This window comes from Burkholderia sp. MSMB1078WGS, assembly GCF_001528895.1.
GTDB lineage: Bacteria > Pseudomonadota > Gammaproteobacteria > Burkholderiales > Burkholderiaceae > Burkholderia.
Window position 1 is genome coordinate 21,824 of record NZ_LPDI01000044.1, and the last position, 24,281, is coordinate 46,104.

Below are 24,281 nucleotides of genomic sequence, written 5' to 3' on the forward strand. Positions count from 1 at the left end.
GACTCAAATTGAAACGACAATACCCAATTGCACGCATTTGTTTTCGAAAACTCCTCGAGAAAACTGCGCATTTGCGACTTACAACGCTCCAATTCAGATATTACATATACGAATGTCATTTCTGCACCGACTTCCCAGTCGCACTCGAAATCTTCCGTCTTGACTCTTCCCGCCTGGAGTTTGCGAAATGAGAAAAACATATTCGTAAATTGGAAATTTCCGTCAAATCCCTCACTTTCATCATTCAACAATTCCCCCTCGCATCGAACCAACGCCGACCGAACTGAATCGACGTTTACATTCCTCTCCATCTCAAGCATCATCATTAATGACATTTTTATCTCCCAACGACGATCACCGCGCCGTTCTTTATAATGGTAACTGTGTTCATACCAGCCACCGGGTTTCGCTGTAGAAATTGCGCCACATCGGTCCCGCTCAGGGGCGAATCCGCAAGATTGATCACCACATTCTGCGCTTGCGTTTGCACTTTCTTCGCAACGTTATCCCAAATGGTTTGCAGATTCTTGGTTGTCGGCGAATAGACGTCCGCAATCTGGCCATTGATTTTGAGATCCGGATTAGGTCCTGGCAAGCCGCTGTTAGGCAGTTGTTCCACGTCCAAACCATGATTAGCCAATATTTGCGCCGCCTCGTTCTGACGCTGCACCGCTCGCACCTGATCCGCTGGCGCATTCGCGGGTGGCATTTCAGCATCACCACTGAGAGATCCACGCGAGACAGGTAATTGACGCTCCGCCAGCAAGAAACTAGTATCGTCCGCAAGTTGCGCACCGCCCCCGACATAGTTCTTCCCAGTAGCTCCGACGCTTTGCGCCAAATCTGCGGTCGCGTTTCCACGTCCGAGTAGCGCTTCAGCTCCCCACGGCAATGCCATCACCGCCGTCGCAGCAGCAGCAGCCTGCTCCTCAGGCGTCATCGAGATGTGTGGCAATTGGACGTTCGGCATATCGATACCGGCAACCCCCAGCGCCTTGTTATACACGTCGATCAATGTGTTGCCCACTGCCTTGGCATTCCCCGTCGCGATCGCACTCATACTCGGGTTCCGTGGGCTGAGCGTCCCCGGGATCGCCGGCAAATTGGCCGCGAAATACACGTCCCGATTCGTCGACTTCGTATACGCGTAAAGGCTCGGGTCTTTGTACTGCGCGCTCGTCGCCTGAAACAAGGGCATGTTGTTGTAGCCCGCAGGATTCGCCGCCTTCACTTGGTCGAGCCACACCTGCGCCTGTGCATCTACACCCGGATTCGCTTTCGCGAATTGCAGATCGACGTCACGCAGCGCTTGTGCCGAAAGACGCGATAGCGCTTCATCGTAGCCGATCTTGCCGGATGCCGCGAGTTGCCGTGCCTTCTCTCGAATGGCGGTGATTTCAGTCGGATGCAACTGTCTATTGAAGCGATCCACCGCAGCCGATGTCAACGCACCCGTCCCACCACCCACGAGCGCCCCCGCGCCGCCGGCCAACAGGTTCGACGCAACGTTACCCAGCAATTCGTCGACGTTCTTGTTGCCGGTCGGCCCCGCATCCTTGATCGATTGCGCGATTTCCGTCAGTTCCGGGGCGAGCTTCGCTGACAGCCCGGCACCGGCTGCACCGCCCGCCGCACCCAGCCCGCCCGCTGTCAATCCACCGGTCAGTGCACCGCCTGCAATGTGCAGAGCAACACGATTATCGCCGCCTTCGGCCCAGTTCTTCGCGTCCTGCAAATATTGCGCCTTGAGCGCAGGATCGTCGGTCGCGGCGGCGGCATCGCGCGCGGCTTTCTCCTTCCTGTCCGCATAGTTGCCAATCTGCTTTGCAATTGCCTCCGATGCCGCCATCGCCGCGTTCATCAGATCGCCCTGATTGCTCAGCACCTGTTGCAGGTCCGGGGTCTTGTCGACTTTACCGTTCAGATTGGTCGTATCTCGATTCAGCGTCGCGATGTCCTGTTTCTGGCTCTCCTTATCCGTGATCGTGATGCGACCGTCGCCGATCGCGCTCTTCGTCGTCGCGCTACTGCTACCGCTCTCGTTCACATACAGCGGCAACGCGCCGCCCGTGTTCTTGCCGTTCGTGCTCGTCGCCCCATGCGTCGCGTAATTGTTGCCGCCGTCGCCAATGCCACCGCCCGCGCTCACACCAACGCTGCTGGCGTCGTATTCCGAATGGTTTTGAATGTCCGAAAACGACAACGTGCCGGTCGTCAACTGATTCTTGTCCGGGGTCGCCGTACTAGCGATATACGCGCCCTTCAGGTCAGTGTTGCCCTTGACGTTGATGTCGTAACCGCCGCTACCCGCCTGAATACCGGCTTGCTCGTTCACGCCCGCGTAGTTTCCGCTCGCATGCCCGTTCTGTGCGCTGAAACTCGCACTGCCGCCGCCCTGACTGATGCTGAAGCCGCCAGCCGTGCTGCTTTGGTGCGCAGCGCTATGGGTCGTATCCTGCACCGAAGCGAGGTTCAGGTTGCCGCCTACGTCCGCGACGACCTTGTTCGCGTTGACGTTCGCACCGATGATGTTGGTGTCGCCGCCGCTCACAATCGTCGCAGTGTTGCTCGCGTTGATGTGCGTGTTGTTCTGCATCGCCGCATCGGAATTGGCATCGCCGTGCGCGCGCGACATCGCGGCCGACACGCCGAAGCCGCCCGTGCCGAACGACACGCCGATGCTCGAACTGCTCGATTTGTTCGTGCTGCGCGTGCTGTCGGTATCCGTGCTGTTCAACAGGTTGACCTGATTCGTCGCCTGCAACAGCACGTCCTTCGCATTCACGTCCGAGCCCTGGATCGTCAGGTTGCCTTGGCCCGCGTTCTTGCCCCCCGTCGCCACGAACGCAGCGATGCCGTCCGCCTTCACGTTGCTGCCGCGATTCTGCGTGCCGTCTTCACTAAATGTCGACTTGCTTTGCGACGAACCGAAGCTCAGTTCGACCTTCGCCTCCGGCTTGCCGTCCGCGCTTGCCAGTGAATTGGCGAGCCCCTTGGCTGCGCCGTATGCGTCGGCCACGCCGCCCGCTGCTGCAATGGAATGCAGCGCGGCAGCGCGCCCGTCCTGACTCTGGCCCGCGCCGCGCGCCTGCTGATTCACGTTCTGCACCGCGTCGATGACCGGCGCTTTCAACGCCAACGTAAAACCGCTTTGTTTGACTTCGTGCGTTTCGTCGTGGTGGGTCGTATTGATCGCCGAATCGATCGTTACGTTCTTGCCAGTGCCGGTCACATCCTGCGCCGCGATGATGTCCGAACCCGTGACATGCAGATCATTGCCGGCCTTCATCGACACGCTGCCATCGGTACTGCCGACGAGGCTGCCGTTCTGCGTCACCGAACTGTCGTGCGCCGTATCCTTCTGGTCGCGATTCCCATACGAAATCCCGCTGCCGGCTGAGCCGACGCCTGATTTCTTTTCCTCGTGGAAGCTCGAACTGTTACTCGTATCCTGCGTGGTGGTAACCGTCAGGTTGCGCCCCGCTTCCAGCGACAGGTCGTGCGTCGACGCAACCGTGGAACCCGCCACCGTCAGATCGCGTCCGGCACTGCCCGATACCGTATCGCCCGAAACAGTCGAGCCGATCGACTGCACCTGATGCGACGTCTTCTCGTCTGTCGTCTCGGATTTCGACACGAAACCCGAGCGCTGGTCGTGCACCCAGCTTTGCGAATCGTGGGTTTCGGTGACCGCGCCGACGTTGATGTCGCCCTTGGCGACCAGTTTGGTCGCGCCGCCCGAGGTCGTTCCATCGGCCAACGTCTGACCGGTCGTCACGTTCGAACCGGCGATACTCAAGTTGCCGGCTCGCGACGCGTCCGTCTGAGCCGTGACGCCGCCGGCCGCGAGGATCGCTGAAGCAACGGCACCTTGGCCCGCACCCAGTACCGCGTTATTGCCCGCGTGAATGTCCGTGCCGCGCGCGGTTTCGTCATACGACGACGCCGTATGCTGGGTCAGGCTACCGCCCAGCGACCGTTCGTCGTGGTGCTGCGTATCCTTCGCGGCCGTCGCGGTCAAATCGCCGCCCGCCACTATCGTGACGTTGTCCTTGGCATTGACGGTCGCGTTCGTCAGCGTCGTGTCGCGTCCCGAGACAGTCGTCACATTGCCGCCCGCCGTTATCGCGCTGCCGACGTGCTGCGTCACGTCGTCATGCCCACCGTTCAGGCCATCTCGCGTGCCGACGTCCTGCGTGGCCTTCAGACTGACCGTGCCAACGTTGATGTCGCGGCCTGCTCCGACCGACGTATTACGCCCGGACTGGATTGCTGCGCCGCTCACGTTGATATCGCGTCCAGCCAGTGCCTGAACGTCGTTGGTGGCGAAAATCACGCCCGTCGCGCGCGTGCCTTGCGCGGAAATTTGCCCGATCAGGCCCGTCGTGCTCGCCGCTCCGGACGCGCCCAAGGTATCGGTTTCGTTGGTGATGTCGCGACCGGCTCGCACCACCGTATCGACTCCGCCGATCCGACCGCTCACGTTGCGCACATCCTGCACGGCAGCCACTGCCGTCGTGCCGCCGCTACCGATCACACCCCGGTTGACGATGGTGTTGCCGATGACCGTCGTCGCCACGTCGCTGACGATATGACCGCTGTTCGCGACGTCCCCCGTACCGTTAAGGTTGACCTTGCCCCCAACCACAATCGCACCGCTGTGCTGCAAATCGACCGTATTCGCTTGAGCGAGATACAGTTTGGGTACCAGCACGGTCTGGTGCGAGCCATCGGGCAAGGTGATGTCCTGCGAGACGAGCCAGACCATATCGGACGTCAACTGGCGCATCTGTCCGTCCGACAGGCCGACGCCGACCGCGAGATTGAACGCCTTCGCATACGCAACGCCGTTGTTCATCAGCGCCGTGTATTCGTCGAGGTTGTCCGAATAGCCAGCGAGGAACGTGCGCCCGGTGAGTTGCGTCACCTGGTCGCGCACCAGCCGTTCTTCATACGCGCCGTCACCGAGTCGCTTGATGGTGGTTTGCGGATTCACGCCGAGCTGGCCGAGCATGTAGTCGCTCGATATGAACTTCGTATATGACGTGAAGCGCGGATCGGTCGCGATCAAGAACGCCTGATCGGGCGCAGGATGGTACGTATACAGCCCGTTGGTCGGCAGCGTCAGGTTCGGAATACCGCTCGACGCGTTCCCGAGCGTTTGCGGCCGGCTCGTCTGACCCGTGACGCCAGTCGGCGTATTCGGTCCCGCAATCTGCCCGTTCAGGCCGCCAAGCTGCGTGCCGGTCGCATTACCGCCCGTCACACCGGAACCCGTGACGGTCTGGCCGAGCCGGTCGACGCTCTGCACATTGATCGATTGCGCGTCCGTCTGGACCGTCTGGTTCGAGGTGGCGATAGCCGGCAGTGCCGCGATCGTCGTCGGCGGCAGCGGCGTGACGGGATAATTCACGGTCTGCGTATCGTTGTCGCCCCCGGTCTTCTGGTGCCAGTAGAACGTCGACGTGTCCTGTTCGCTGACTGTCTGTTGCAGCACCGTTCCCTTGTCGGTAACGGTGCCGCCCGTCGCGCGCCGGACCAGATCGCCGCCGGCCGCCATGATCGACGATTCGTTCGTGATCGAACCGCCATCCGCGTTGATCCGGATCGCGCCCTGTGCCTGCATCTTCGCCGGATTGGACGCACTGATCAATTTGTCCGTAGTCGTCGTGGTTGTGGTGGTACGCTGCGTTTCGACGTAATCGTGCGAGTCGGGGCCAAGATCGGTACGCACCCGAACCGTATCCGGGCGCATCTGCGTCTTGGGGTCCCAGTCCGGCCAGAACGTAATCGTGTAGGTCGCGCCGTTATCCTGAATGCTTTGGTATGTCTGCGTCGCGTTCGTCGCGATGTTGCGTGTCTGGTCCGTAGCAGTGACGCACAAAAGGTCCGCACACGAGTTCAAGTCCTGATACGTTTCGACAATCGGTTGCGTCAGCGAAAAAGTCTGCGTGGTCGCATTCAGATTCGTGACCTGCGATTTCGGCACCGTGATCGAAATCGGATTACGCAACGCGCCGGCCATGTTCCCCGAAATCGGATCGGCTTCGCCGCCCCAAGTCCATTGCGGGAAGGTCAGACTGCGGTGCCACTGGGTCTTTCGGCCGATCGGGATACCGCCGGTGTACAGCGACAGCGACGACGACGTGCTTTGCGGCGTGCCCGGCTCAGTCACGATCGACGTGCGCTTATTGACGAGCGTGTGCGCGGCGACATCCATGTTACCGTCGGCCTCGATGCTGGCCGAATCGTTTGTGACCGTGTTGGTCTGATTCGCGAGCATGCCCGACGCGTCGCGCGTGCCATCCTTGCCGATTTCCAGATCGCCCGCGCTGTAGATCAACGCGCCGTCGCTATTGGTCACCGAGTTCGAGGCGTAGACGCGTGCCTTTTTGGCACCGGCGATCACAGCGCTCGGCCCGGTATTCTGCACGTCGGTTGTGTTGACCAGCACGTCGTTGCCGATCACCGCACCGGTGTTCATGAGCGTCGTGCCGTTGGTCACGACCCAATCGCCCTCGATCGTGCCGGCGTTCGTCAACGTATCGGCCGCGTTGACCGTCGTCGTCGCCGAATTGATGTCGGCCCCGGCCTGATTGACGATTGTCTTGCCGCTCACCGTCAATGCGCCGGTCGCCGCCAGCGTACCGCCGTTCGTCAACGTGCCGGTTGCCGACACGTCCATGTCGCCGTCCGCGCGCAGACGGTTGGCTGCGCCGTTCGTATAGTCGCCATCGACGTGCAGGCCGAGGTTGAGACCGGCGGTCATTTCGCCATCGCCGGTCACACCACCGCTGACCGCGACATCGCGGTTCGCGCGAATCGCACCGGCTTGGTTCGACAACAACGCGACCTTGACGGATACGTCCTGTCCGCCTTCCATTCTGCCGCTGTCGTTCAGCACGGTCGCACCGGCCTGATTCAGGTTGAACACCGTGCCGCCGTAAAGCAGGCCCCCGGAGTTGTCCAGCCACTGCGCGATATTGAAATTTCCGGCCTTGCCGGCGACGAGGTTCGCCTTGTTTGTATTCGTCACGCGCTGCGCGTTGACGGTCACATCTCCGTTGCCGCCCGCCGTACCGGCATTATTGTCGATCGTCGCGGCAGACAGGACGGTCGCGCCATCCCCGGCATTGGTAAGCGTACCCGTGCGGTTCACGATGTCCGAAGCGGATACGTCCATCGTGCTGTGCGCACCGTTGGCCGACATGATGCCTCGATCGTTCGACAGCACGCCGCCGGCCGATACCGTGAGATTTCCGCCCGACTGTGTACTGCCGAACGAATTCACATAGTCGCCTTGCGTGGACGCGGTGAGGGAATCCTTCCCGTAAAACGTACCGTGCACATTGACGATGCCGGCATTCGCCAGAATGTTTGCGACGTGTTGGGACGACATCACGCCGCTCGAATTGTCCAGGTGCGACGAACGCGAGACCAAATCACCGTTGGTGACGATCTGGCCGCCGATATTCGAAATCGCGCCCGTCGTCGTCAGCGCGAGCTGGCCGGTGCCGGTGTGGCTGACGTTGCCGCCATCATTCGACATCGACTGCGCATTGATCGTCAGGTTCGTCGCGTTGGTGGTGACGGTCCCTTGTTCGTTGTGGAGCGCGCCGCCAACGGAAAGCGTTTGATCGATTTTTCCGTATTGCTGGATCGATCCGTTTTGATTCAGCAGATCGCCTGCCGTCGTCACGCCGAGCGCGTCGCCCTCAATCATGCCCCGGCCATTGTCGACCGAAGCGGCTGAAATCATGTTCGTTGAACCGGATAATAACCCTTGCTGGTTATTCAACGCCCCAACAACGTGCGTATCGAGCTTTGCGCCGGCGGTGACGCTACCTGAATGGTTGTCGAAGGTCTGTGCACGGACGGTCGCATCCGTCTTCGCACCCAGTTTTCCCCAGTTCAACAGCGTGTCGGCCGTCACCTGCAACGCGCCGTTCGTCAGCACTTGGCCGCTATTCGAAATCGTGCTGGCGCTCAGGTCAAGCGCGCCCTTGCCGGCGTGCTGAATCGAACCCGTATCGTTCTGAATCGCATGCGCCGAAATCCCAAGATTCTGCGCATTCGACGCGATCGATCCCGACGCACCGTTGTCGAGCATCCCGCCAACGTACAAGCGTTGATCGGACTGCCCGTATTGACGCAGCACGCCGCCGCGATTCAGGAGGTCGCCGGTCGTCGTGACGCCCAGTGTATCGCCATCGATTAAGCCGCCGTCATTCTGGATCGACGCGGCCGATACATGGGTGGTGGAACCGGAGATTTTCGCTTGACTGTTGTTCAGCGCTTCAACGACGGTCGTGTCGAGCTTCGCCCCTGCCAGCAGCGCACCGGAGTGATTGTCCAGCGTACGCGAATGGACGGTCAGGTCGGTTTTGGAATTGAATTCCCCCTGATTCGCAATCGTATCGGCCAATACACCGGTCGTGCCATTCGAGCCGATCACACCGCCCGCCGCGCCCTGTGCGGTCGTGCCTGCTGCATTGACCAGCGCACCGTTGACATGCACGGATAGGCCGTCCGTGCCGAGCGACGTGGCGCGGCCGCCTGAATTGTCCATCGACGCGCCGGTAATCGTCTCCCGGCCGGCCGCCTGCATCAGACCTTGGCGGTTGTCGACGGCTCCGGCCGTGTTCAGGTCCAGCGACGCGCCCGACACCATCTGCCCGCCGACATTCGACACTGAGCCCGCATGAATCGTTTGCGCAGCGTCCGACGACAGATTGCCACCATCGTTGATGAGTGCCCCCGCTGCGGTCGCGGACAGCGCACCGCCTGCAACTGCTACTGCGTGCGCGAGATTCAGATCGCCCTGTGTCGCGTTCAGGGTGAGGGCGCTGCTGGCCGATGTCGTGCTGTTCGACAGGTCTATCGCGGCCGCCTGCAAACTCGCGCTGCCACCCGCCCGGTTGTGACCGCTCGCGTTTAGTTGTCCGGTCGTCGTCACGTTCAGGTCGCCGCTCTGGGCAACGGCTCCGTCGCTGTTCACGCCCGCACCCAAGGTGCCGGTCGAATTGACGCTGCCTGCGTTGACGGTCGTATTCTGCCGCGCGGCGAGCGCGCCGGCGTTCGACACTGCGCCGCCGTTCGCCGAGACGTTGAGATTCTGCTGGGCGTAGGTGGTACCGTTGTTCTGAATGTCGTTGCCGGTTGCGGTAAGATTGCCGCTCGCAGTCGTCTTGCCCGTCAGCACCAGCCGACCATCCGATTGCAGCGTCAAGTCGCCGGCCTGCGCGGCGATCGTCCCAGCGTTCGCAACACCTACGCCTGCGGAGTTGCCAACCAAAAACAACCTGTTGGCATACATACCGCCCAATTGCGCCACGTCAATCGCGACAGCCGGGGCAGGACCGTCTCCGGCGATTGGCGTCGCGGCAAGCGTGTCATGATTGACCTGTTGCGCACCGGCGATCACGTTCAGATCTTTTGCATAGATCGCGGCATTAGCCTGCACGGCACGGGCAATCAGATCGACCTGATCGACATTCAACGCATTGAGGCCGGCACCTTGCACAGTAATGAGCCCACGCGATACGTTGTAGCCGGTCAGTGAACCATCCGCGCCAAACTGCGGCACACCCGTTGTGAGGACGGCGCGTGAGGTATTGATAAACCCGCCACCATCTACGACGATGCCGGCCGGATTCGCCAGCACTATCTCCGCGCGGCTTCCTGCAATCTCGACATATCCCTTGATCTGACTGGCCGCCGTGCTGTTGACCTGGTTGACGATGATGCGCGCCGCCTGTCCCGCACTCAGGTTCGGGTTGCCGTTGATATAGCCGGCTTGCTGCGTATTGACGATCGTCGGCGAGTTGTTCAGGATCGCGCCGTTCTTCTGAACGTCGAACTGATTGTAGGTATTCAGCGAAACGCCGGCACCACCCGGCTTGTTGATGTTCACTTGCGGCAGACCATTGGGCGTCTGGATCACCGACGGCGCATTCGACCCTGCCCCGACGATTTGTGCCTGTGCCCACATCGGTATCGCGCCCGCGGCAATCAGCGCACCGAATGCGGCAAAACGCAACGCGAACTGCGCCACTCCATGCATACCGCTGCGATCGACGGCACGCTGCGTTTCACCAGCGCTTGCTTTCCCCGCTGCACTGGCCGTTTCTTCCACTGCGACCAGCATCCCGTGCAAACGGCTGAATACCAGCCGATAATGATTTTTATTCATAACCTTGGTCTACTCGCGATTTTTGTTCGACCCGCTCTCACGGGATGCGAACATCGCACGAAATCTGATAGAACAGCGTCAACAACTGTTAAGCGTTGCTAAGAAGAAGCGACGAACTACCTGGAAAAGCTCTCCGCACTCGAATTGGCGATGAGCGCGCCGAACGGCAATCCCGTCCGGCAAACTAAACAGCGCATTCTGTTAGTCGCAAGTATCAACAGTATTGACCGCGGCAATCCGCGCGAATATTACCTCACCCACCATCTCGAAAATCGCTGACAGAATTACGAGGTCGAATCGCGGTTCCGCAATCAACTTTTTTCAACCACATACACGCAGCACGCCCAACTACGGCTGCTCCGCCGCTGCATTTCCGCATCGGCGCACTTCGCTCAGGAGTTTCCGTGATCTCTCATCCCCCTACCTTTGTGCTGATCGGGCTGGGCCTCGCGCTCGTCGCCATGATCGCGGTGGGTTTCCATTGGCTCGCGACCAAGGACCGGCCGACACACCCTCTCCCCCCATCACGCGCCCTCCGGCTCGTGGCACCACCGGCACGCGCGTCGCCGATGTCGATGAAGACGACGAATGGGAAGCGTTCGCGCCGTATCCGGATCATGTTCTTGAGGCAGCGCACGAAGCCATCGTTGAATCGCACGACAGCTATCTCCACTTTGGCCGACACGAAGAGCCCGTCCACGCATCCCCTGCGATTGAAGCTCGCCATGATCTGCACGACGCAATCGAATTCTTGATGGGTGAGCCAGACAAGCCGACGCCGCCCCGGCCGGCCGGCACGGATCGACAATCCGCTGTCGCGACACGTGCAATCGCGCCCGCAAAGCCGGCAGCACCATCGGCAGCGTTGCCGAGGCGACGGGCGGCATGGCCGCCGCACCCACCGTCACACTGCCGCCAGCCGGTTGAACGTAAGCGTGAAACGCGTGCCGAGCGTGTCGCTTTCGACCTGCGCGGTACCGCCGTGGAGTTCCATCACCGAGCGCACGATCGCAAGGCCGAGCCCGGCCGTGCCACCCGGCGCACCGCCGCTACGCGCGGGGTCGCCGCGCACGAACCGGTCGAAGATCCGCGGCAGCAGCGCGCGATCGATCGGCTCGCCCGGATTCGCGACGACGACGCGCACCGCATCGGCGGCTTCATCCACGCTCAGCGTGATGACGCCGCCGGCGGGCGTGTAACGCAGCGCGTTCGCGAGCAGGTTGCCGACGGCGCGGCGAAACAGCTCGACATCGGCAGTCAGCTGCCCTTGCCCTTCGACGCGCAACGTCGAGCCCGCTTCGTCGGCAAGCCCCTCGAAATACTCCGCGATGCGCTCGAGTTCGTCGCGCACGTCGAACGCGCGCTGCCGGGTGACGAAGCTCGGATGCTCGGCACGCGCGAGAAACAGCACGTTCTCGATCATCCGCGCGAGACGATCGTATTCCTCGAGATTCGATTCGAGCAGCGCCTGGTACTCGTCTGCCGAACGCGGCCGCGCGAGCGCGACTTCGGTGGCGCCGCGCATGTTGTTCAGCGGCGTGCGCAGGTCATGCGCGAGATCGGCGCTGAATTGCGACAGATGCGCGAACGCCTGCTGCAGGCGGCCGAGCATCGCATTCTGCGCATCGACGAGCGCGCGCAACTCGGGTGGGGCGCGCGACGCGTCGAGCCGCGTGTCGAGCTTGTCGACCGTGATCCGGCCGGTGTTGTCGACGATCTCGCGCAGCGGCGCGAGCGCCGTGCGGATCAGCCAGTAGCCGAGCAGCAGCGCGAACAGCGCGCCGAGCCCGCCGGCGAGCTTGAGCCGGTCGCGGTAACCGTCGAGCAGATCGGCCCGGTCGCGCATGTTGCGGGCGATCGCGATGCGGATCGGCGTGCGGTCGCCGAGCGTGGCCTCGATCACGACGCCGCGCATCGGCGTGCCGCCGCCGGCAGTCCACGTGACGAGCCGGTCGGCCGTGATCCGGTCGTTCGCGGGAACCGGCACCGCGTGCGGCGCGAACAATTGCGCGTCGGCCAGCGGAGCGGATGCGGCCGCAGGCGCATCGTCGGGCGCGGCGAGCCGGACGTTGTGACGTGCGAGCACGTCGCCCCGCGCATCGACGGCGGCCATCGACAGCGCCTCGTTGCCCAGCACCTGGCTCGTCAGCCGCTCCGCGTGCGCGCGAACCGCATCGAGCGACTCGAGCTCGCCCGCGAGCCGGCGCGTGTGACGCGCGGCCAGCACGATGTCGAGGTCGTCCTGCGTATTCACCTGCCGCTCGAGGCCCGCATACACGTACGCGCCGACGAGCGCGAACGCGGCGAGCGTGGTCGCGGCGAACGCGAGCGCGAGCGTCGCGGCCAGCGAGCGCGGGCGCGTCATGCGTCGTCCTTCGGTTCGAGCACGTAGCCGACGCCGCGCACGGTATGGATCAGCTTGACCGGGAACGCGTCGTCGATCTTCGCGCGCAGGCGCCGGATCGCGACCTCGACCACGTTGGTGTCGCTGTCGAAATTCATGTCCCACACGTACGATGCGATCTGCGTCCGGCTCAGCACCTCGCCTTGCCGGCGCGCGAGCAGTTGCAGCAGCGAGAATTCGCGCGGCGTGAGGTCGATCCGCGTGGCGCCGCGCTTCACGCGGCGGCGCACCACGTCGATGTCCAGATCGCCGACCGTCAGGCGTTCGGTCTCGCGCGGCGGCCCGCGACGCGCGAGCGTGCGGATGCGGGCGAGCAGTTCGACGAACGCGAACGGTTTCACGAGATAGTCGTCGGCGCCGAGTTCGAGCCCGTGCACGCGGTCCTGCACGTCGTCGCGCGCGGTCAGGAACAGCACCGGCGTCGTGTGCGTGTCGCGCAGCCGCTTGAGCACGCCCCAGCCGTCGAGCACGGGCAGCATCACGTCGAGCACGATCACGTCGTAACGCTCTTCCTGCGCGAGCGTCAGCCCTTCGCCGCCGTCCTTCGCGAGATCGACGCTGAAGCCCGATTCCTCGAGCCCCTTCTTCAGGTACGCGCCCGTCTTCGGTTCGTCTTCGACTATCAGGATGCGCATGGCCGGCTCCGTCGCTTGCATGGGGACATCGGGCGATGTTACCCGGAAACGGCGACGCGGCCGCTCACCGTGCAGGCGCGAACGACGTAGATGACAAAACGGTAATCGGCCGGTCATCCTGGCGTACGGCCGCGAAGCGCGCGACATGGCTCGCATCGCGCCGCGCAACGAAAATCCGAGAACGCGGCATCGTTCGCGTAACGACTCCCAGCGCTCCCCCGATGAATCCGAACCCGCTCCAACGCGGCGGAACGAGCAATTCGTCCGGCCGGATGCCCGCCCCCACAAGTGACCCTTCTAACATCATAGGATTGCATTTTCACATTTAATGTGATTTTATTATCACACTCACGAGCCGCCGCCGACCACGCGCGCGCGGCGCACCCCATACCAAGGAAGAGACGCAGATGGAGACGATCGCCGTCATCGGCAGCAACATGGTCGACCTCGTGACCTATGTCGCGCGCATGCCCGCCCGGGGCGAAACGCTCGAGGCGCCGAACTTCGAGCTCGGCTGCGGCGGCAAGGGCGCGAACCAGGCCGTCGCGGCCGCGCGCCTCGGCGCGCGCGTCGTGATGGTCACGAAGGTCGGCGACGACGTGTTCGCCGACACCACGATCCGCAACTTCGAGCGCGAAGGCATCGACACCACGCACGTGCGCAAGGTCGCCGGCGTGCCCAGCGGCGTCGCGCCGATCTTCGTCGAGCCCGATTCGAGCAACAGCATCCTGATCGTCAAGGGCGCGAACCGCCATCTGCAACCGGCCGACATCGATGCGGCCGCGCCGATGCTCGCCGACTGCGCGCTGATCGTGCTGCAACTCGAAATCGAGCTAGACACCGTCTATCACGCGATCGAATTCGGCGCACGGCACGGCATTCCCGTGTTGCTGAACCCGGCCCCGGCCGTCGCCGACCTCGATTTCGAGCGCATCCGTTCCGTCGAATTCTTCGTGCCGAACGAGACCGAGCTCGCAATCGTGTCGGGCATGCCGGTCGATTCGCGCGACAGCGCGACCCGTGCCGCCGAAGCGCTGGTCGCGCGCGGGCTCAAGCACGTGCTCGTCACGCTCGGCGACAAGGGTTCGCTGCTGGTGTCGCGCGACGGCGCGCGCCACGTGCCGGGCGTGCCGGTCGACGCGCGCGATACGACGGGCGCCGGCGATGCGTATATCGGCTGCTTCGCGCGCTGCTATGCCGCGTCGCGCGACGCCGTCGACGCGATGCGTTACGCGTCCGCCTACGCCGCGCATTCGGTCACGGGCCTCGGCACGCAGAAGTCGTACGCCGACGCCGCGACGTTCGAACGCTTCCTCCGCGACGCCGGCTTCTGACCGGCGCCTTCATCGACGAGACATTGGGAAGGAGACACCCATGAGCCGAACCCGGATCGAACACACACCCGACGGCTATTACCTGAATCGCACGCCGCTCTTCGCGTTTACGCTGCTGTGCTGCCTGTTCGCGCTGTGGGGCACGGCCGCGAACCTGAACGACGTGCTGATCGCGCAGTTCAAGAAATCGTTCTTCCTGTCCGATTTCGAATCGGCGTTCGTGCAGTCGGCGTTCTATCTCGGCTACTTCTTCCTCGCGATTCCGGCCGCGACCGTCGTGAAGAAGTTCAGCTACAAGACGACGATCCTCGTCGGCCTGCTGCTCTACACGACCGGCTGCCTGCTGTTCTTCCCGGCCGCGTCGATGGCGAAGTACGGGATGTTCCTCGTCGCGCTGTTCGTGATCGCCGCGGGCCTGTCGTTCCTCGAAACGGCGTCGAACTCGTATTCGACGCTGATGGGCCCGCGCGACACCAGCACGCGGCGGCTGAACATCTCGCAGACGTTCTATCCGTTCGGCGCGATGGCCGGCGTCTACATGGGCAGCTTCCTGATCTTCAAGGAAGGGGACGCGTCGCATGCGCAGCTCGCGGCGATGTCGGCCGCCGAAGCCCACACGCACCAGCTCGCGATGATTCAGGCTACGCTCGAACCGTACAAGTGGCTGATCGTCGTGCTCGCCGCCGTGTTCGTCGTGTTCGCGCTCACGCCGTACCCGGCGTGCAAGGGCAACGGCGCGAGCACGGTCACGCACCGGATCGACGCGCGCGGCACGCTCGCGCGCCTGTTCGGCAACCGGCGCTTCGTCGCGGGCGTGGTCGCGCAATTCCTGTACGTCGGCGCGCAGGTCGGCGTGTGGAGCTTCACGATCCGGCTCGCGATGCAGATCGGCGGCCTCACCGAGCGCGGCGCGTCGCGCTACCTGCTCGCGACCTTCTTCGCGTTCTTCGTCGGCAAGCTGGTCGCGACACTCGTGATGAAGCGCGTCGGCCCAGCCAAGGTGCTGATCGTCTACGGCATCCTGTGCATCGCGCTGCTTGCATACACGATCAGCGTGCACAACATCACGGCCGTGTATGCAGCCGTGTGCGTGAGCATCTTCCTCGGCCCGTGCTGGCCGACGATCTACGGGCTGACGATCGACGGCCTCGGCAAGGACACCGAATACGGCGGCTCGATCCTCGTGATGAGCATCGTCGGCGGCGCGGTCGTGCCGCTCATCCAGGGGCTGATCTCCGATCACACGGGCGGCAACATGCAGCTCGCGTTCGTCGTGCCGCTCGCATGCTTCGTCGTGATCGTCTACTACGGCTTCTACTGCCTGCGTCATCTGCCGGCGGCAACGCCCGACGCGGCGGCCGACGGGCCCGCGTCCGCGCGCTACGCCGCGACGCGCCGCACGTCGGGAGCCTGACCATGCGCGGCGAGATCGAACTGCGGTGCGACGACTTCCGCGAAGCACCGCGCACGCTGTATCGCACCGACGGCATCACCGTCACCGCGTTCGCGTATCCGTCCGGCGTCGAGGCGCTGAAGCTCGAAAACCGCCGCGGCCATCTCGTCGTGCTGCCGTATCTCGGCCAGATGATCTGGGCCGCCGAATTCGACGGCCGCGACCTGACGATGAAGCACATGTTCCGGCAGCCGAGGCGCGCGACGTCGATCGTCGATACCTACGGCTGCTTCATGTTCCACAGCGGGCTGCTGCGCAACGGCTGCCCGGGGCCGGACGACACGCACGCGCTGCACGGCGAGATGCCGTGCGCGCCGATGGATCGCGCGAGCCTGATCGTCGGCACGGATGCGCGCGGCGCCATGGTCGAAGTGACGGGAGAATACGAGTACGTGCAGGGCTTCGGCAGCCACTACGTCGCGCGTCCGTCGGTGCGACTGACGGAGCACGATGCGCGGATGACGATCGCGATGGACGTGACGAATCTCGGCGGCGCGCCGATGGACCTGATGTACATGGCCCACCTGAATTACGCGTACGTGCCGGGCGGCCGCTTCGTGCAATCGCTCCCGCACGGCGGCATGCGGCTGCGCGACAGCGTGCCCGCGCACGTGAAGCCGACCGCTGCGTGGCGCGACTACACGGCCACGCTCGCGCGCGAACCGGCGCGGCTCGCGACGCTCGATGCGCCCGCGCTGTACGACCCGGAGATCGTGTTCTTCATGAACGACGTGCAAGCCGATGCCGACGGCGTCGCGCATTTCCGGCTCGCGCATCCGGACGGCGGCGCTTTCCATACCGCGTACCGCCCCGCGCAATTCCCGCATGCGACGCGCTGGATCCTGCACAACGCGGATCAGCAGGTCGCCGCGTTCGCGCTGCCGTCGACCTGCGAGCCGGAAGGTTACGAAGCCGAACGCCGCAAGGGTCACGTCGCGGCGCTGGCGCCGGGTGCGTCGCGCCGCTTCGAGGTGGTCACCGGCTACTTGAGCGCGGCGGAAGCGCGCGATGCCTGACGCGATGAATAGCGCGACGCCCGGCGCGCTGCACGCGCGCGCCGCATCAGGTCACGAGCGCGATCCCGTGTTCGCGGATCGCGGTTTCGTAGCGGCGGCTCAGTTGCCCGTCGGAGATCACGTAGTTGAAATCGGTCAGTTCGGCGAAATAGGCCGCGCGCACTTCGTCGAACTTCGTGTGATCGACCAGCAGGAAGCGGTTCTGCGCGCGCGCCATCACCTTCTTCTTCGCATCGACTTCGTGGAAGTTGAAGCACGTGACGCCGCAGCGATCGCTCACGCCGGCCGCCGAGATGAACGCCTTCGACACGCGCACCGAATCGAGGATGCCTGTTTCGGCGACCGATTCGAACACCATGTTCTGGCGGTGATACGCGCCGCCGCACAGGATCACGTTGCAATGCGGCTTTTGCTGCAGCTTCGCGAACACGTTAAGCGAATTGCAGACCGCCGTGAATTCGAGGTCGTCCGGAATGAAATCGACGACGAACGGCGTGGTCGACCCGCAGTCGACGAAGATCGTGTCGCCGGTCGTCACGAACTGTGCTGCCAGCTTGCCGATGCGGCGCTTTTCCTCGGTCTGCCGGTTGTTCTCGGCGCTGATCAGGTATTCGCCGATGTCGCTGCGCTGCGCGGCGAAATGGCGCGTCACGTAGCCGCCGATCAGGCTGAGGCCATGCGGGTTGTCCGCGAGATCGCGGCGGATCGTCATTTCGGACACGCCGAACAGCTCGGCGACTTCCCGCAGATGAATCGCGTTCTGCCCTTGCAGCACGTTCATCAATGTCTTGATCCGTTCGCCCTTCTTTGTTTCCATGCCTGTATCCTGCGTGCCCGTCGCGTGAGTCGCTCGTCGTGCCGGGCGCGCAGGCCCGGCCGGAATGTCGTATTTGTAACAAACCGATGTGAAAACATCAACTTTCCGTGTGCCCTTTCCGCACACGATCCGTGGAGTCCTGACACATGCCGCTTTCCAACGCCCAACTCGCCCAAACCATCGATCACACGCTGCTTGCGCCCGACGCGAGCGACGCGCAGATCCGCGAACTCTGCCGCCAGGCGGCCGAGCATCGCTTTTACTCGGTCTGCGTGAATTCGGCGAACGTGCCGCTTGCCGCGCGCGAGCTGGCCGATACCGGCGTGCTCGTCTGTGCCGTGGTCGGCTTTCCGCTCGGCGCGGGGCTGTCCGCCGCGAAGGCATTCGAAGCCACCGCCGCGATCGCGGCGGGCGCCAGCGAGATCGACATGGTGATCAACATCGGCGCGCTGAAAAGCGGCCGCGCCGACGACGTGAAGGCCGACATCGACGCCGTGCACCGCGCCTGCGGCACGGTGCCGCTCAAGGTGATCCTCGAAACGGGATTGTTGACCGACGACGAGAAGGTGCGCGTGTGCGAGATGTGCCGCGATCTCGGCGTCGCGTTCGTGAAGACGTCGACCGGGTTCGGCCATGGCGGCGCGACGCTCGCGGATGTCGCGCTGATGCGCCGCACGGTCGGGCCGACGCTCGGCGTGAAGGCGTCGGGCGGCGTGCGCGACCGCGCGGCCGCGCTCGCGATGCTCGAGGCCGGCGCAACCCGGCTCGGCACGAGTTCGGGAGTGGCGATCGTCACGGATCAGGGCGGCGGCGGGTCAGGGTACTGACGCGAGAACGGCCGGCCTTCGCGCACGTGCATCACGCATCAAGACCGGCCGTCGAAATACCTCGCGGGAGCCAGACCGTGCGGCGTCGCCCTTGTCGTACGACTCGTCGGACTGCTCCGCCGTCGGCAATCAACGTAAGATATCGAACAGAAGCGTCCCGCGCGAAAATACGAAAATCGACAAGTCAGAGGCCGTCTGCATCGCTTCGCGATCCGTGAACTCATCGTCAGGGCTCCAATGCAAGCCAATCTTCGGTCCCGGTTCCATCACGACGGCTTTGCGGTCATCAACGGGCTGATCGACATCTCGGAGATCGAAGACTTGCGCGAAATCGGCCATCGTCTGCTCGGCGGCCGCACGGGCTACGCCGAGGGCCTGATGTTCGATTTCTATCCCGAGTCGAACGGGCGCGATTTCGACCCTCAACTTCTCCAACTCCACTGGGCATCCTATTTCGAGCGTCGGCTATCGAGGCTCCGTATCCGCCGCGCCGCGTTCGATATCGCCAAGACGCTGCTCGGCCCGAACGTTCGTTTCGCCGGCGACAGTTTTTTCCTGAAGCAGTCGCATACGGACACCGTGACGCCGTGGCATCAGGACGACGCATTTACCGACGCGCGCATTGACCATCGCGAAGTCAACTTCTGGATTCCGTTACAAGCCGTGTCGATCGACAACGGGTGCATGCAGTTCATCCCCGGGTCGCATCTGTACGACGTCCTTCCGCATGCACCGCTCGGGGGCGACGTGACCGCCCATGGACTCGAGTGTGTCGGCGGATTCGATCCGGCGCGCGCCGTGGCGTGTCCGTTGATGCCGGGAGACTGCACCGTGCATGCGGGGCGCACGCTGCATGCCGCGGGGGCAAACTTCTCGGACCAGCCGCGGTACGCGTATGCGCTCAATTTCCGGTTACCGCGACGTCGCTCGGGTATGGCGACGAACTTTCCGTGGCACGACACGTGGCGGCCCTCGCGCATCGAGCGCTCGCGGGTGTCCCGGGGTCTACGTGGGTGCTGGCCGTATCTTCGACGCGAGCTGTACACCTTCGACTTCCGCAATCCGTTCGAGTGGCAACTCGCGGGCGGCAGGATCGCGCGTTGGTTGAACGTGTCGCGGCAACGGATGCACGAACCCGAGCCGGAGTGAATCGTCGGCCACAGCAGCCACTGCGCGTTCTCCGCGATGTTCAAGCGGCACTTCGGGATGTCGCCGTCGGCGTTTTATGCGTAACGGCGGCGCGACCGCTACCGCGCCGCAATCGCCACGATGAAGCAGGCGCACGCGGCCGCCGACGCCACCGTGCGCACGTGATTCCACCTCGTCCAGTCGTGCAGGTAGCGCGCCCACAGCGCCGCGCCGTGCGTCGTGGCCGGATCGGCCGCGGCGAGCCCGTCGTTGAGCGGTACGTTGACGGCCATCGTCACCGCGAACATGCCGAACACGTACAGCACGCCGCCGGCGAGCGCCGCCATCGCGCCCGGCGAGTCGCGATCGAACACCTCGATCACGACGAGCGCGAGCGCCATCAGCGTCGTGCCGAGGAACAGCGGCATGAACGACGAACGCACGATGTCGACGTTGATCGCGTTCATCGCGGCCGCGCCGGCCGGCGGCGCGAGCCGCCCGAGCGACGTCATCACGAACGCCGAAAATGCGAAGTACACGCCGGCCATCAGCCCGCAGCCGACGGCGGAACCCCACAACAACGCCGAAGTCACGAACGCGATCATGGTCGGGCGTTCCACGCGCCGGTCGCGGCGGCCGCACGCGCATAGTCGGCGAAATCGCGCGCCGGGCGCCCGAGCGTGGCCTCGACGCCCTGTGTCACCGCGCTGTTGCGCCCGTCGAGCACCACGTCGAACAGGTCGTCGAGCAGCGCGACGACCGGCGCCGGTACGCCGACCTCGCGCAGCCCCGCGACGAACGCATCGTGCGCAATCTCGCGATAGGCGATCGGCCGCCCGGCAGCCCGTGCGATTTCGCCGACCGCTTCGGCGAACGTCAGCGCGCGCGGGCCCGTGACCTCGATCACGCGGTCCGCGAACCGCGCATCGGTGAGCGCGGCCACGGCCACGTCCGCGATGTCGTCCGCATCGACGAACGGCTCGGGCACCGCGCCGGCCGGCAACGCGACTTCGCCGGCCAGCACGCCGTCGAGCAGATAGCCTTCGGAGAAGTTCTGGTTGAACCAGCTTGCACGCACGACACCCCAGCCTACGCCCGACGCCTGCAGCGCAGCCTCGGCGGCCTGCGCACGCGGCTCGCCGCGCCCGGACAGCAGCACCACGCGCTCGACGCCGCGCTCCCGCGCGAGCCGCGCGAATCCAGCGATCGCGTCCACCGCACCTTCGACGGCCAGATCGGGCTGGTAGGCCACATAAGCGGCCGACACGCCATCGAGCGCGGCCGGCCAGGTTTCGGGCGCCGTCCAGTCGAAGCGGACCGCCGACGTGCGCGACACCGGTCGCGTCGCGAGGCCGCGCGTGCGCAGCCGGGCATCGACGCGGGCGCCCGTCTTGCCCGAACCGCCGACGATGAGGATGGGAAGTGCCGACATGCGCGTCTCCTTCATGGAAAAACACGAGAATGTCTCGCGTTTTAAAAACACGATAGACTCTCGCATTAATAACGTCAAGTTTTTGGGGAGGCGGCATGGGCCGGCAAAAATCGGGGCAGAGCGACGAGCCCGCCGCCGCGGCGGCCGCGCCGGCGCGTGCGCGGCTGGTACCGACGCAGCAGCGCAGCCGCGAGCGGTTCGAGCGCATCCTTGCATGCGCATCGGAAGTGATGATCGAGAAAGGCTGCGACGCGTTCCGGATGAGCGACATCGTCGAACGCACGGGCATTTCGTTCGGGTCGCTGTATCAGTACTTTCCGGACAAGACGGCCGTGATCGGCACGCTCGCGGAGCGCTACAACGAGGTTGGCCACGACTGCGTGCGGCGCGATCTCGCCACGATGAAGACGCTCGACGATCTGCACGGCACGCTTGCACGCATCACGGACAGCTATTACCGGATGTTCGTCGACGAGCCGCTGATGCGCGACATCTGGCGCGCGACGCAGGCCGATCGCGCGCTGCAGGAACTGGATCGCGCGGACGGCGAATTCCTGGCCGGACTGTTCGCGAATGCGCTGGCAGACGTCGCGCCCGACACGACCCGCGCGCAACGCAGCGCATTCGCGGAACTGATGATGATCCAGATCGCGGCGGCCGTGCGCCATGCGATCACGCTGCCGCCGAAGGCGGCGCGGCAGCTTCTGGCGATGTTCAAGCGCGCGCTGCCGCGCGACCTGTCGATACTCGACGCGTAATCTCGCCGTGCGCGCCGCTCAATGCACACGGCCGCCCGAAGGCGGCCGCGCGAAGAGGCACCGATGCGCCGCTTACTTGCCGTAGTCGTACACCCCACGCCCCGTCTTCCGCCCGAGGCGCCCCGCCGACACCATCTCGCGTAGCAGCGGGCACGCACGATACTTCGGATCCCCGAAGTCCTTCAGGAATACGTCCATCACCGCGAGGCACACGTCGAGCCCGACGAGGTCGGCCAGCGCGAGCGGCCCGATCGGGTGGTTCGCGCCGAGTTTCATCCCCGCGTCGATCTCCTCGGCCGACGCGATGCCTTCGGCCAGCACGAAGAACGCTTCGTTGATCATCGGCACCAGGATCCGGTTCACGACAAAGCCCGGCGAATTGCGCACGCCGATCGGCGATTTGTCGAAACGCTCGGTCAGCGCGCGCACGGCCGACGCGGTCGCGTCGCTCGTCTGCAGCCCGCGGATGATCTCGACGAGCGGCATCAGTGGCACCGGGTTGAAGAAATGCATGCCGAGGAAACGCGACGGATCGGCGAGCGGCGCCGCGAGCGCGGTGATCGAGATCGACGACGTGTTGGTCGCGATGATCGCGTCCGGGCGCGCGACGGCCTCGATCTGCTTCAGGATGCGGCCCTTCAGCTCGACGTTCTCGGTCGCCGCTTCGATCACGATGTCGACCGCCGCGAGCTTCGCGTAGTCGGTCGACGTCGCGATGCGCGCGAGCGCCGCATCGCGTGCGGCCGCGTCGAGCTTGTCCTTCGACACGAGTCGCTCGAGGCTGCCCTTCAGCGTCGCGAGACCCTTGTCGAGCGCGGCGTCGCTGACGTCGATCATCACCACGTTCAGTCCTGCAACGGCGGCGGTTTGCGCAATGCCGTTGCCCATGGTTCCGGCGCCTACGACGCCGACGGTTTCGATGGTCATGACGATTCCTGTGTGTTCGGGTGCGGAGCGCTCGATTATCAGATGTTCTCGAAGATCGCGGCAATCCCCTGGCCACCGCCGATGCACATCGTCACGAGCGCGTAACGGCCGCCGATACGCTTCAGTTCGTACAGCGCCTTCACCGTGATCAGCGCGCCGGTCGCGCCGATCGGGTGACCGAGCGAGATGCCCGAGCCGTTCGGGTTGACCTTCGCGGGATCGAGGCCGAGTTCCTGCGTGACCGCGCAGGCCTGTGCGGCGAACGCCTCGTTGGCTTCGATCACGTCGAGATCGGCGATCGTCAGGCCCGCGCGTTCAAGCGCCTTCTGCGTGGCCGGCACCGGACCGATGCCCATGTACGCCGGATCGACGCCCGCGTGCGCATACGACACGAGACGCGCGAGCGGCTTCACGCCCTGCGCGCGCGCGGCGTCCGCGCTCATCATCAGCACGGCGGCGGCCGCATCGTTGATGCCCGATGCGTTGCCGGCCGTCACGGTGCCGTTCTCCTTCACGAACACAGGCTTGAGCTTCGTGAAATCGTCCGCGCTCGCGTCGTGCCGCACGTGTTCGTCGGTGTCGAACGCGACTTCGCCCTTCTTCGTGCGGATCGAGATCGGCAGGATCTGATCCTTGAAGCGCCCTTCCGCGATCGCGCGCGCCGCGCGACGATGCGACTCGAGCGCCAGCGCATCCTGCGCGTCACGCGAGATGTCGTACTTGCGTGCGACGTTCTCGGCCGTCACGCCCATGTGGATCGTCTGGAACGGGTCGTGCAGCGCGCCGAGCATCATGTCGACGAGTTTCGCATCGCCCATGCGCTGGCCGAAACGCGCGGCCGGCACGGTGTACGGCGCGCGGCTCATGCTCTCCGAACCGCCGCCGATCGCGACGTCGGCGTCGCCGAGCATGATCGTCTGCGCGGCCGACACGATCGCCTGCAGGCCCGAACCGCACAGGCGGTTCACGGTGAGCGCCGGCGTGTGCTGCGCGACGCCGCCGTTGATCGCCGCGACGCGCGCGAGATACATGTCCTTCGGCTCGGTGTTCACGACGTGGCCGAACACGACATGCCCGACCGCGTCGCCCGGCACGCTCGCGCGCGCCAGCACTTCGGCGACGACCTTCGCGCCGAGGTCGGTCGGCGAGAAATCCTTCAGGCTCCCGCCGAAATCGCCGATCGCGGTACGGACACCGCTCACCACCACGACTTCCTTCGCTGCATTGCTCATCGTCTCACTCCGGTTCGTTCACGCCCGCGGGGCGCGGGGATGCATTGCGTTACATGTTCGGGTAATTCGGCCCGCCGCCGCCTTCGGGCGTGACCCACACGATGTTCTGCGTCGGGTCCTTGATGT

Annotated in this window: 17 protein-coding genes; 7 read left to right on the forward strand and 10 right to left on the reverse strand. The window is 64.4% G+C overall.

What is annotated here, in order from left to right; translation table 11 throughout:
• Positions 1–337 precede the first annotated feature (337 nt).
• Positions 338–10,192, reverse strand: a complete 9,855-nt coding sequence (locus WT24_RS13920) for a hemagglutinin repeat-containing protein (protein ID WP_156441792.1) — start codon at positions 10,190–10,192, stop codon at positions 338–340.
• A 150-nt stretch (positions 10,193–10,342) separates the two neighbouring features.
• On the opposite strand from WT24_RS13920, the gene WT24_RS35280 reads away from it, so the two are divergent.
• Positions 10,343–10,471, forward strand: a complete 129-nt coding sequence (locus WT24_RS35280) for a hypothetical protein (RefSeq protein WP_257127475.1) — start codon at positions 10,343–10,345, stop codon at positions 10,469–10,471.
• A 133-nt stretch (positions 10,472–10,604) separates the two neighbouring features.
• On the opposite strand, the gene WT24_RS34330 is transcribed toward WT24_RS35280, so the two are convergent.
• The 3 genes from WT24_RS34330 to WT24_RS13935 all read right to left on the reverse strand — a co-directional run bounded on the left by WT24_RS34330 (position 10,605) and on the right by WT24_RS13935 (position 13,231).
• Entirely contained in the window at positions 10,605–11,000 is a 396-nt protein-coding gene (locus WT24_RS34330; protein WP_156441793.1) for a hypothetical protein, read from the reverse strand.
• Positions 11,001–11,096: 96 nt separating this feature from the next.
• The gene (locus WT24_RS13930; protein WP_059790930.1) at positions 11,097–12,557 is read right to left on the reverse strand and encodes a heavy metal sensor histidine kinase; all 1,461 of its coding nucleotides are present in this window, start codon (positions 12,555–12,557) and stop codon (positions 11,097–11,099) included.
• Complete coding sequence (locus WT24_RS13935) at positions 12,554–13,231, reverse strand: heavy metal response regulator transcription factor (protein ID WP_059499809.1); 678 nt, start codon at positions 13,229–13,231, stop codon at positions 12,554–12,556. Before WT24_RS13935 ends, WT24_RS13930 begins: the two co-directional genes overlap by 4 nt.
• A 407-nt stretch (positions 13,232–13,638) precedes the next feature.
• Between WT24_RS13935 and rbsK the strand changes: the two genes are divergently transcribed.
• Genes rbsK through WT24_RS13950 form a run of 3 tightly spaced genes read left to right on the forward strand, consistent with a single transcriptional unit; the run spans position 13,639 to position 17,034 of the window.
• Positions 13,639–14,565 (forward strand): ribokinase, encoded by a 927-nt coding sequence (gene rbsK / locus WT24_RS13940; protein WP_059499800.1) that lies wholly within the window; start codon positions 13,639–13,641, stop codon positions 14,563–14,565.
• A gap of 40 nt (positions 14,566–14,605) precedes the next feature.
• Positions 14,606–15,979 carry an L-fucose:H+ symporter permease gene (gene fucP, locus WT24_RS13945; RefSeq protein ID WP_059499801.1) on the forward strand — a complete coding sequence of 458 codons (1,374 nt, stop codon included), beginning with the start codon at positions 14,606–14,608 and terminating at the stop codon, positions 15,977–15,979.
• A 2-nt stretch (positions 15,980–15,981) separates the two neighbouring features.
• Positions 15,982–17,034, forward strand: a complete 1,053-nt coding sequence (locus WT24_RS13950) for an aldose 1-epimerase family protein (RefSeq protein ID WP_060034081.1) — start codon at positions 15,982–15,984, stop codon at positions 17,032–17,034.
• 46 nt (positions 17,035–17,080) lie between these two features.
• On the opposite strand, the gene deoR is transcribed toward WT24_RS13950, so the two are convergent.
• Positions 17,081–17,851, reverse strand: a complete 771-nt coding sequence (gene deoR / locus WT24_RS13955; protein WP_034209379.1) for a DNA-binding transcriptional repressor DeoR — start codon at positions 17,849–17,851, stop codon at positions 17,081–17,083.
• A gap of 146 nt (positions 17,852–17,997) precedes the next feature.
• Here deoR and deoC point away from each other — a divergent pair, with 146 nt between their 5' ends.
• Both deoC and WT24_RS13965 read left to right on the forward strand, forming a co-directional pair.
• Positions 17,998–18,678, forward strand: coding sequence for a deoxyribose-phosphate aldolase (gene deoC / locus WT24_RS13960; protein ID WP_059499803.1), 681 nt, complete (start codon positions 17,998–18,000; stop codon positions 18,676–18,678).
• 237 nt (positions 18,679–18,915) lie between these two features.
• Positions 18,916–19,827 (forward strand): phytanoyl-CoA dioxygenase family protein, encoded by a 912-nt coding sequence (locus WT24_RS13965; RefSeq protein ID WP_059790938.1) that lies wholly within the window; start codon positions 18,916–18,918, stop codon positions 19,825–19,827.
• Between the two features lie 98 nt (positions 19,828–19,925).
• Here WT24_RS13965 and WT24_RS13970 read toward each other — a convergent pair whose 3' ends face one another.
• Both WT24_RS13970 and WT24_RS13975 read right to left on the reverse strand, forming a co-directional pair.
• The gene (locus WT24_RS13970) at positions 19,926–20,411 is read right to left on the reverse strand and encodes a DUF1772 domain-containing protein (protein ID WP_060034094.1); all 486 of its coding nucleotides are present in this window, start codon (positions 20,409–20,411) and stop codon (positions 19,926–19,928) included.
• Positions 20,408–21,238 carry an NmrA family transcriptional regulator gene (locus tag WT24_RS13975; protein ID WP_060034091.1) on the reverse strand — a complete coding sequence of 277 codons (831 nt, stop codon included), beginning with the start codon at positions 21,236–21,238 and terminating at the stop codon, positions 20,408–20,410. The genes WT24_RS13970 and WT24_RS13975 overlap by 4 nt, the downstream gene beginning before the upstream one ends.
• A 95-nt stretch (positions 21,239–21,333) precedes the next feature.
• Between WT24_RS13975 and WT24_RS13980 the strand changes: the two genes are divergently transcribed.
• Entirely contained in the window at positions 21,334–21,996 is a 663-nt protein-coding gene (locus WT24_RS13980; protein ID WP_060034083.1) for a TetR/AcrR family transcriptional regulator, read from the forward strand.
• A gap of 72 nt (positions 21,997–22,068) precedes the next feature.
• Here WT24_RS13980 and WT24_RS13985 read toward each other — a convergent pair whose 3' ends face one another.
• The 3 genes from WT24_RS13985 to WT24_RS35755 form a co-directional block, all read right to left on the reverse strand.
• Entirely contained in the window at positions 22,069–22,923 is an 855-nt protein-coding gene (locus WT24_RS13985) for a 3-hydroxybutyryl-CoA dehydrogenase (RefSeq protein ID WP_060034086.1), read from the reverse strand.
• A 38-nt stretch (positions 22,924–22,961) separates the two neighbouring features.
• Positions 22,962–24,155: a beta-ketothiolase BktB gene (gene bktB, locus WT24_RS13990; protein ID WP_059499807.1), complete on the reverse strand. Its 1,194-nt coding sequence runs from the start codon at positions 24,153–24,155 to the stop codon at positions 22,962–22,964.
• Positions 24,156–24,204: 49 nt separating this feature from the next.
• Positions 24,205–24,281: 4Fe-4S dicluster domain-containing protein (locus WT24_RS35755; protein ID WP_133168007.1), on the reverse strand; the 77-nt coding region annotated here is incomplete at its 5' end.

Bases quoted from the DNA above. Each gene is read 5' to 3' on its own strand.
- WT24_RS13985 (WP_060034086.1), bottom strand. From the start codon at position 22,923: ATGACCATCGAAACCGTCGGCGTCGTAGGCGCCGGAACCATGGGCAAC.
- WT24_RS13930 (WP_059790930.1), bottom strand. From the start codon at position 12,557: ATGACGCGCCCGCGCTCGCTGGCCGCGACGCTCGCGCTCGCGTTCGCC.
- WT24_RS13950 (WP_060034081.1), top strand. From the start codon at position 15,982: ATGCGCGGCGAGATCGAACTGCGGTGCGACGACTTCCGCGAAGCACCG.
- deoC (WP_059499803.1), top strand. From the start codon at position 17,998: ATGCCGCTTTCCAACGCCCAACTCGCCCAAACCATCGATCACACGCTG.
- bktB (WP_059499807.1), bottom strand. From the start codon at position 24,155: ATGAGCAATGCAGCGAAGGAAGTCGTGGTGGTGAGCGGTGTCCGTACC.
- deoR (WP_034209379.1), bottom strand. From the start codon at position 17,851: ATGGAAACAAAGAAGGGCGAACGGATCAAGACATTGATGAACGTGCTG.
- WT24_RS13935 (WP_059499809.1), bottom strand. From the start codon at position 13,231: ATGCGCATCCTGATAGTCGAAGACGAACCGAAGACGGGCGCGTACCTG.
- WT24_RS35280 (WP_257127475.1), top strand. From the start codon at position 10,343: ATGAGCGCGCCGAACGGCAATCCCGTCCGGCAAACTAAACAGCGCATT.
- rbsK (WP_059499800.1), top strand. From the start codon at position 13,639: ATGGAGACGATCGCCGTCATCGGCAGCAACATGGTCGACCTCGTGACC.
- WT24_RS13970 (WP_060034094.1), bottom strand. From the start codon at position 20,411: ATGATCGCGTTCGTGACTTCGGCGTTGTTGTGGGGTTCCGCCGTCGGC.
- WT24_RS13975 (WP_060034091.1), bottom strand. From the start codon at position 21,238: ATGTCGGCACTTCCCATCCTCATCGTCGGCGGTTCGGGCAAGACGGGC.
- WT24_RS13965 (WP_059790938.1), top strand. From the start codon at position 18,916: ATGCAAGCCAATCTTCGGTCCCGGTTCCATCACGACGGCTTTGCGGTC.
- WT24_RS13980 (WP_060034083.1), top strand. From the start codon at position 21,334: ATGGGCCGGCAAAAATCGGGGCAGAGCGACGAGCCCGCCGCCGCGGCG.
- fucP (WP_059499801.1), top strand. From the start codon at position 14,606: ATGAGCCGAACCCGGATCGAACACACACCCGACGGCTATTACCTGAAT.
- WT24_RS13920 (WP_156441792.1), bottom strand. From the start codon at position 10,192: ATGAATAAAAATCATTATCGGCTGGTATTCAGCCGTTTGCACGGGATG.